At 53.5% G+C, this 7,898-nt stretch carries 6 protein-coding genes; 3 read left to right on the forward strand and 3 right to left on the reverse strand.

Features of this window, described 5'->3' with window-relative positions:
• Positions 1-113: 113 nt before the first annotated feature.
• Positions 114-698, forward strand: coding sequence for a hypothetical protein (locus tag BEN30_RS10315; protein ID WP_069958262.1), 585 nt, complete (start codon positions 114-116; stop codon positions 696-698).
• A gap of 10 nt (positions 699-708) precedes the next feature.
• Here BEN30_RS10315 and BEN30_RS10320 read toward each other — a convergent pair whose 3' ends face one another.
• Both BEN30_RS10320 and BEN30_RS10325 read right to left on the reverse strand, forming a co-directional pair.
• The gene (locus BEN30_RS10320; RefSeq protein ID WP_069958263.1) at positions 709-1,482 is read right to left on the reverse strand and encodes an alpha/beta fold hydrolase; all 774 of its coding nucleotides are present in this window, start codon (positions 1,480-1,482) and stop codon (positions 709-711) included.
• Positions 1,483-1,576: 94 nt separating this feature from the next.
• A complete protein-coding gene (locus BEN30_RS10325) occupies positions 1,577-3,532 on the reverse strand; it encodes a methyl-accepting chemotaxis protein (protein WP_069958264.1) in 1,956 nt (651 codons plus the stop codon).
• Positions 3,533-4,024: 492 nt separating this feature from the next.
• Here BEN30_RS10325 and BEN30_RS10330 point away from each other — a divergent pair, with 492 nt between their 5' ends.
• Both BEN30_RS10330 and BEN30_RS10335 read left to right on the forward strand, forming a co-directional pair.
• Positions 4,025-5,140 (forward strand): YjgN family protein, encoded by a 1,116-nt coding sequence (locus tag BEN30_RS10330; RefSeq protein WP_069958265.1) that lies wholly within the window; start codon positions 4,025-4,027, stop codon positions 5,138-5,140.
• Positions 5,115-6,215: a M48 family metallopeptidase gene (locus BEN30_RS10335; protein WP_170827025.1), complete on the forward strand. Its 1,101-nt coding sequence runs from the start codon at positions 5,115-5,117 to the stop codon at positions 6,213-6,215. The genes BEN30_RS10330 and BEN30_RS10335 overlap by 26 nt, the downstream gene beginning before the upstream one ends.
• Positions 6,216-6,228: 13 nt before the next feature.
• On the opposite strand, the gene BEN30_RS10340 is transcribed toward BEN30_RS10335, so the two are convergent.
• The gene (locus tag BEN30_RS10340) at positions 6,229-7,656 is read right to left on the reverse strand and encodes a M23 family metallopeptidase (protein WP_069958267.1); all 1,428 of its coding nucleotides are present in this window, start codon (positions 7,654-7,656) and stop codon (positions 6,229-6,231) included.
• Positions 7,657-7,898: the final 242 nt, after the last annotated feature.

Below are 7,898 nucleotides of genomic sequence, written 5' to 3' on the forward strand. Positions count from 1 at the left end.
AGCCTTAGATTGCCGCGCCCCCAAGTGGGGGCGCGCAAGGGTGGACCGTTGTTATTTGCACACTCCGAACCCTGTGATAAAGTGCGCGCTGTTATGGAGTAAGGGCGTTTGTGATGAATCGTGTACGGGGTATTTTGCTTTTGCTGCTGACGGCGTTACCGTTGGATGGTGCATGGGCTGATGAATTGCAGCAGATGCCTCAATATCTGACGCCGCCTACTGTTTCCGCCCCCGTTACGCCGCCCGTTACGCCGCCCGTTGCGCCGCCCGCTACGCCGCCCGCCAAACCAAGCGCAGCGCCTACGGTAAAAGCGCCTTCATCGATTCCGGTCATGCCACAGTATTTGCCTCAGCCGCAAGTTCAGCCGCAAGTTCAGCCTCGGGCCCAGATTGGGCCCGGGCCCGAGGTCGAGCCTGAGCCCTTTATGATGCAGTGTCGCACCAACAGGACGGAAATGATTTTTATGCTGAACCCCGAATATGGTTTGGTCCAGAATGTGTCGTCGTTTCCGCGCACCACCGGGGTGCTTTATGTTTCCGAGATGGAATACGTATTGGTGTTTTCCAGTCGCGACATTGACGTCACCCTTGAGTTTGTCATCAACCGCTACACCGGGCGGCTGTCGGCGGTGGCGAATGGCGAGCGGGTTGTGTCCACGGGCAATTGCCGCAAGGTGCGGGCGCGGGCGCTGTTTTAGACTTTTGCTTTTAGGCGTCTAAAAAAGCCGTCACTTCTTTCAAAAAAAGCTCTGGCGCTTCGGCGTGCAGCCAATGTCCGGCACCGGGTATGTGGGCAATGGTGGCGGCGGGAAACAGGCGGGTGATGGTGGGGGTATGGTGGGCTTGGATGTAATCCGATGTGCAGCCCGCGACAAACAACGTTGGGCCTAAGTAACTTTGGTGGTGTTTGGGTATGGGGAAATCCGCAATCTCGTCCATGCCGTCATCAAGTGCTGCCAAGTTGATGCGCCAGCGATAGACGCCTTGTTCACGCACCAGATTTTGCACCAAAAAGCTTCGCACTAAGGCATTGGGGACGACCCCTGCCAAGTGCGCTTCAACATCGCCTCGGCTGTCGCACGATGCCAGCGGCACTTCGGCCATAGCTTCGATATAGGCGCTGAAGCCGGTTTCGCGTTCGACCGGGGCGATGTCCACCACCACCAAATGCTTTACCAGTTCGGGGCCGTTCAGGGCCAAGGTCATAGCGGTTTTGCCGCCCATGGAATGGCCGATGACGGTGCAGGGACCCAGACCCAAGCGCTTCACGGTAGCCGCCACGTCATCGGCCAGATCGACGTAGTTCATGCCGTCCACCCAAGGCGATTCGCCGTGATTGCGCAAATCCAGCGACACCACCCGATGATGGGCGCTGAGACGCTTGGCGATGGCCGTCCAATTGCGTTTGGAACCGAACAAACCGTGCAAGATGACAATGGGCTCACCATGGCCGATATCGTGAAATGAAAGCTCAACACTCATGGGAAAGTCCTCAAAGAATTTTGAGTATTTAAACATAATAAGAGGCCCCCTGCTATGGCAAGGGGCCTCTTGTTTCGGCTGCGCAGGACAGGTCTTAGCCGTTGCGAATGGTGCTGAGGAACTTGCTCACTTCCCCGCGCAAAAGTTCAGACTGCTGGGACAGTTCACCCGCTGCGCTGAGCATCTGAGACGCGCTGCTGCCGGTTTCTGCAGCAGCCTGGGTAACGCCGGCAATGTTGGATGACACTTCCCCGGTCCCTGCCGCAGCCTGTTCGACGTTGCGAGCGATTTCTTGGGTTGCAGCCCCTTGCTCTTCAACCGCAGCCGCAATGGTTGAGGCGATTTCGTTCATCTGGTTGATGATGCCGCCGATGGAATTGATGGCATGCACCGCCCCTTCGGTCGCATTTTGAATGCCGCCGATTTGCGCCGAGATTTCCTCGGTCGCTTTGGCGGTTGCGTTGGCCAAGTTTTTCACTTCGCTGGCAACCACGGCAAAGCCTTTGCCCGCTTCGCCCGCGCGCGCCGCTTCGATGGTGGCGTTCAGTGCCAACAAGTTGGTTTGATCGGCGATGTCGGTGATCAGGGCGACCACTTCGCCGATTTTGTTGGCGGCGTCGGCCAAGCCTTGAACCTGAGCATTGGCGCCTTCAACCTCGGCAACCGCAGTCGCTGAGATCTGCGTCGATTGAGACACTTGACGGGAAATTTCAGAAATCGAACTGGACAGTTCTTCCGCCGCACTGGCCACCGTTTGCACGTTGGCAGAAGCTTCTTCCGATGCCGCCGCTACGGTGGTGGATTGTTTTGACGTTTGTTCCGCCGTTGCTGACAGGGATGTGGCGGCCGACTGCATTTCGGTTGCTGCAGACGACACGGTGTTAACCACGCCACCGATGCTGCCTTCAAAATCATCGGCCATTTTAAGCATCATCTCGCGCTTTTCACGTGTCGCACGCTCTTCATTCGCGAGCTGCTCGGCTTCCAAGCGTTTGACTTCGATGGCGTTGTTTTTAAAGACCTGGACGGCCCCAGACATTTGTCCGACTTCGTTGCCGTAATCTTGGGCCGGAATATGAACGTTTAGATCACCGTCAGCCAAGGTTTCCATGGCATGGGTCATGTCGGAGATGGGGCGTACGATGCCGCGACCAATCGCAAATGCAATACCAAAGACGAGAATCGAAACCACAGCCATAGAAATCATGATGAACTGAAAGGCATTGGCCGCTTCGGTGTTCAGCTGGTCGGTGGCCAACTGAGCGTCGCCGCTGCCTTTTTTGACGAAGAAGTCCAATATGGGCTCAACTTCAGCATACTTGGCGCTCATCGTGGCTTTATCCTGAATTTCTTCAAGATAGAGTTTGGTAACTTTTTTGAAGGCCGCCATGTAAACGTCAAATTCTTGTTCGATAGCGGGTCGGGCGTCCATCGGAACTTCGGACTGTGCCAGTTGCTCATCGAACTCCACCATAACCTTTTCCATCTCGTCGATGTATTTGGGATCGATGCGGAGGAAGAAGTCTTTCTCATGGCGGCGCATCATCAACATGGATGCGGTGAGCTTGGGCGTGTCATATTTTTTGAGCGTGTCTTCGACCATGGCGACGGCACTGCGCAACTCTCCCATCAACCCTTCATCAGGGGTCAGGCCGATCGTCTGCCACATGGCCACCACTTCTTGGAACTGTTTAGCGTAGTCGATGAAGGCGATGCGCATATCGTCGATTTTTTTCTGCTCATCAGGTTCCTGGTGGATGGTTTTCAGCTTATCGAAATAGGGCAGAATTTCGTCGACACGGGCTTTGTGCCGGTCCGCATATTTCACCTGTTTGCGGACCAGAAAGTCTTTTTCATCGCGACGCTCTTCAAGAAAACCAATGGAAACGGCGTTGACGTAGGTGACGCCAGCGCTTTCAGACAATTGGGTTGCAAGATATTCTGCTTGCCGTGAGCTGCTATTAAAGTAAATCACCCCGATGACGATAAAGCCAATCAATGCGATCACGCCAATGGATAGAATCTGGATGCTAATTTTTAGATTTCGCATTGATGTTTCCTCGTTGTTCTCTCAGGGTTTGGCTCTGATCAGCAGACAGAATTACGTGTGATCACACACTTCAGTGTGATGTAGAGCATCGAATTTTGCACCTGATATCGTCGAAGTGATATTTGCCGATTTAGCGATACTATATCTTTAGGGTACTCATGTCTTGTTTAGGGCACTCGTGTCCTGAAGATGAAAATTCTGACTTCAAAAAGATAGGCCCTTTTCGTTTCGTCATATCAATTGTATGACCAGTTAATAGTACGCCGACCCTTGTGGATTGGAAAGAAGATATGCGCACCAAAACAAAGATTAGAGAGCTTTGAAGGTGCGTGAAAGTCGTGTCGAATTGACGCTGTCGATTGTAATGTCATCACGGCGATCAGGCATTCAAGACTTCAAACGCACGTTACACCAAGACGTCTTTTCTTTGAATGTGAGAGCCGGTCTGGTACGATACAACTTTCAGTATGTTGTTTTTTTGGGGGGGTGGGCATGAGCAACGATATTGAGGTCATGCGACCTGATGGTGAAAACACCAGTTCGGTGCCGCAAGTGCGCGCATTGATGCGAAATCACATTGAAGCGGTGGCGTTGTTCAAAATCCTTCTCATCAATTTTTTGCTGACGATTGTGACCTTGGGTATTTATCGGTTTTGGGCGAAAACCAGATTCCGCCAATATCTTTGGGGTCATGTGGAAATTATGGGCGATCGCCTGGAATACACGGGTACGGGCAAAGAGTTGTTTCTCGGTTTTTTGTTTGTTTTTATCGTCATTCTCATGCCGTTGTTTGTGGTCTCCATTGGTTTGGAAGTGGCCCTGGTGGATGCTTCGGACGAGGCACAAGTGGTGCGTCAGATTTTACAGCTCATCGTCATTTTGTTTTTAATCGGCATGGCGCTTTTTCGTGCCCGGAGATACCGTCTGACCCGCACCCACTGGCGGGGCATATATGGCAATCAATCGGGTTCTGCCGTGACGTATGCCTTGATGACTTTGGGCTGCATGGTGCTGTCGGGCGTGAGTCTCGGCCTTGCTGCACCGCTGTGTTCGGTATGGCTTACAAAATATGAAATGGGTCACACTTGGTTGGGCGATGAACGACCGACGTTTACGCCCAAGGCCACAAAACTGTACGGGGCCTACTTGGTTTTTTGGTTGGGCAGTATTGTGTATTTGGGGTGTGTGATGGCCGCGATTGGCGTCAGCAACATGAGAGCTGGGGACGGCGTTGAACCCGTGCCGGAAATGATCGCCGTTTATATTGTGCTGTTTTATCTCAGCCTGATACCGCTCGCTCTTTTATATGCTTGGTATCAAGGCAAAAAGCTTCACCATTTTGTGTCCAGCACCCGGTTTCACAATCACGACCTGAGCAGCGCCATTTCGGGGGTGAACTTTTTAGGCCTTACGGTGGGTAATATGCTTTTGAAAGTGTTGACGCTCGGTTTGGGTACGGCCTGGGTCTACAAACGTTCTTTTGCTTTTTTGGAACGCAATGTCGGGCTCTTGGGCAACGGTGATTTTACCGCCTTGCACCAAAGTCAAATGTCCAAACCGCAAACCGGAGAGGGACTGGCCGATGCCTTCGATGTTGGGGCCATCTGAACAGCCATCGCCCAATCCCCCTCTGCTAGAGGCGTATTATTACAATGGCAAAAGCGCGGTGCGTCACAAGGTGGCGGTGCGCTTGAGCGAGTCTGCGTTGGATATCCTTTTGCCGTCAGGTGAAACGATGACACGGTGGCTTTATGACGTGATCGTTTTTGCCGACAAAAGCAGCGGCGGTGTGCGCGTCGCCAAGGCGGACAGTGAAGAACGGCTGGTGTTTTTGGATCAAGCAGCCTTTGAGGCGCTGCGCAGTCGTGCTCCCAATATGTACACCTCACAAAAACGCATCCGCCGGGGAATGGCGTTGGCGATTGCGACGACCATTGTCTTCTTGGTCGGGGTCTATTTTGTGACGCCTACGTTGACGGCGGTTTTCGTCGCATTGACGCCGTTGTCGTATGAAGCAAAATTGGGCAAGCGTTATGCGGGACAAATTTCCAGCTTGTTAGAAGATGGGGCAGACAAAAAGACTTGCCAAGGCGTTCACGGCCTCAAAGCCTTGGACAAGCTTGTTCAGGCCTTGGCCCAACATGCGCCTGTGCTGTTGCCCTATCACGTGCAGGTTCTTGACGTCAAAATGGTCAACGCAATGGCCTTGCCGGGGGGCTATATCTTTGTCTTTCGCGGCCTATTGGATCAGGCTGAAAGCCAAGACGAGTTGGCAGGGGTGTTGGCCCATGAAATGGCCCATGCTCAATTGCGCCACCCGATGCACGCCATGGTCCGCAGGTATGGTGTTTCCATGATGAGCGATATGATGTTCGGCGGCAGTGTCATGGGCGGTGTTTCAAAAAACGTGATGATGACCGCATATTCTCGTGAGGCTGAGCAAGAGGCGGATGCCCTTGCGGTGCAAACCTTGCAAAGTGCACATATCGACGCCAACGGGTTAGCCAATTTCTTCAAGCGTCTCTCGAAAGAGGAAGAAAAAAGTCGTTTTGAATTGCCGGGATTTATGTCCACGCACCCAGACACCGCCAGCCGCGCCCGGCACGTAGAAAGCGCCAAGCCAGGTGGTCTTGCGGTGTTGCAAGATGAAGAATGGACGAACCTAAAGGCTGTCTGCAGTTAACAGCCGGATGACCTCAGCGTTGTGCCAACTGCTGGTTGGGTTGTGCCAAAGCGACCCATTCTTCTTTGACCGCTTCGCGTGTTTCTTCAAAACGCGCCAATTCGGTGCCTTGGAGCTTTTGTCCCGATGGCATCTTGACGCGCATCGGGTTGACTTTTACGCCGCGACGGATCATTTCGAAATGCAAGTGCGGCCCGGTGGACCGCCCGGTTGTGCCGACATAGCCGATGACTTCGCCCTGACGCACGCGGCTGCCTTTGGTGATGCCGGACTTGAAGCCCTTCATGTGGGCGTATGCGGTTGAGTATTCGGAGTTATGGCGGATTTGCACATACTTCCCATAACCGCCTTTCCAGCCTGCCAATTCAATGGTGCCGTCGCCGGCCGCGTAAATCGGTGTGCCCGGCGGTGCGGCAAAATCAGTTCCCGTGTGCAGCTTGGTGTAGCCCAAAATGGGGTGCTTGCGCTTGCCGAACGAAGACGACAAGCGGGCTCCATCGATGGGTGTGCGCATCAACGCTTTTTTGGCGCTTTGGCCCGCTTCGTCGAAGTAGTCTTGAGTGCCGTCTTTGAGGGTGTGCAAGAAGATGGCTTTGCGCTCGCCCGACAAGGTGAGCGCGGCAAATAGGATCTGGCCGTTGTGAACGACTTCGCCGTCTTCCGTTGCACTGCGCTCATACATCACTTCGAATCGGTCGTCTTTGCGAATGTCGCGTTGAAAGTCGACGTCCCATGAAAACGCGCGTACCAATTCAGCCATAACCTTGGTGGGCACGCCGGCATCTGAGCCGGCCTGAAAGAGGCTCCAGTCAATGACGCCATCAGCGCGGGCATTTTGGGTGACGAGATTGCGTTCAAATTCGTAAGCTTTGTATCCACCCTCCGGGGCAGGTGCGACGGCGATACGGGTGGCGTAATTCAGCGGTATTTCAAAGCCGGTAAAACGATCCTGTTCTCCATTAAGACCTGACGGCGAAAAGGATACGGCAATGCTTTGACCGGCTTTCAGCGTGCGCGGATCGTAAATGCCTTTCAGTGCGAGAATCGCAGCATCCGCATCCTGTGCCGGGGCGCCAGCGCTCTCCAGCACTTTGCTGAGGGTGTCGCCCGCATGAACGCGCAGGGATTTTTTGTAAGATGTCGGGGCGGATGGGATATCAAGAGAGGGGTCAGAAGAGTTCTTCGCGTTATATGGTGCGTTGGCAACGGTTGTTGGTCGCGTGCTTGTCAGGGCTTCCAACGCGGCTGCTGTTGCTGGGTTGCCGATGGAAATCGGCGCTTTGCCCATAGGGTTTTTTGTGAGGCGCATAAGCGATGCAGATGCATTCGCGCTCGCGCTCTCATACTTAGCGGCCTCACCAGGTGTAGGCACCGCGGCCACGCCATCGGCATATTTCAAATTCAAGACTGCGCCTGCGATCAACACGGTGGCGACAGCCATTCCCCTCAACATCATTTGCACTTAATCTCCTTTAAAGAGCATAGAACCTTGGTCTTGCTCTTATTGGGACGCGGGCTTTGCAAAATTTATTTCTGCGTTTGCGAAGAAACTTATTTTGCGCGCTCACGTCCAGGCCCCCTTAGTGCCAAATTCGCCGGTAAAAATCAAGTGTATCCGCCATTTTCTTAAAAGATCCTTGCGAGTTTCATAAATATGCAAAAAAGGGTTTGACAGGGCAGGTC

It is taken from the genome of Magnetovibrio blakemorei (genome assembly GCF_001746755.1).
Classification (GTDB): Bacteria; Pseudomonadota; Alphaproteobacteria; order Rhodospirillales; family Magnetovibrionaceae; genus Magnetovibrio; species Magnetovibrio blakemorei.

What these genes read in the sequence shown, in the direction of transcription:
- BEN30_RS10315 (WP_069958262.1), top strand. Translation starts at nt 114, where the DNA reads ATGAATCGTGTACGGGGTATTTTGCTTTTGCTGCTGACGGCGTTACCG.
- BEN30_RS10320 (WP_069958263.1), bottom strand. Translation starts at nt 1,482, where the DNA reads ATGAGTGTTGAGCTTTCATTTCACGATATCGGCCATGGTGAGCCCATT.
- BEN30_RS10325 (WP_069958264.1), bottom strand. Translation starts at nt 3,532, where the DNA reads ATGCGAAATCTAAAAATTAGCATCCAGATTCTATCCATTGGCGTGATC.
- BEN30_RS10330 (WP_069958265.1), top strand. Translation starts at nt 4,025, where the DNA reads ATGAGCAACGATATTGAGGTCATGCGACCTGATGGTGAAAACACCAGT.
- BEN30_RS10335 (WP_170827025.1), top strand. Translation starts at nt 5,115, where the DNA reads ATGCCTTCGATGTTGGGGCCATCTGAACAGCCATCGCCCAATCCCCCT.
- BEN30_RS10340 (WP_069958267.1), bottom strand. Translation starts at nt 7,656, where the DNA reads ATGGCTGTCGCCACCGTGTTGATCGCAGGCGCAGTCTTGAATTTGAAA.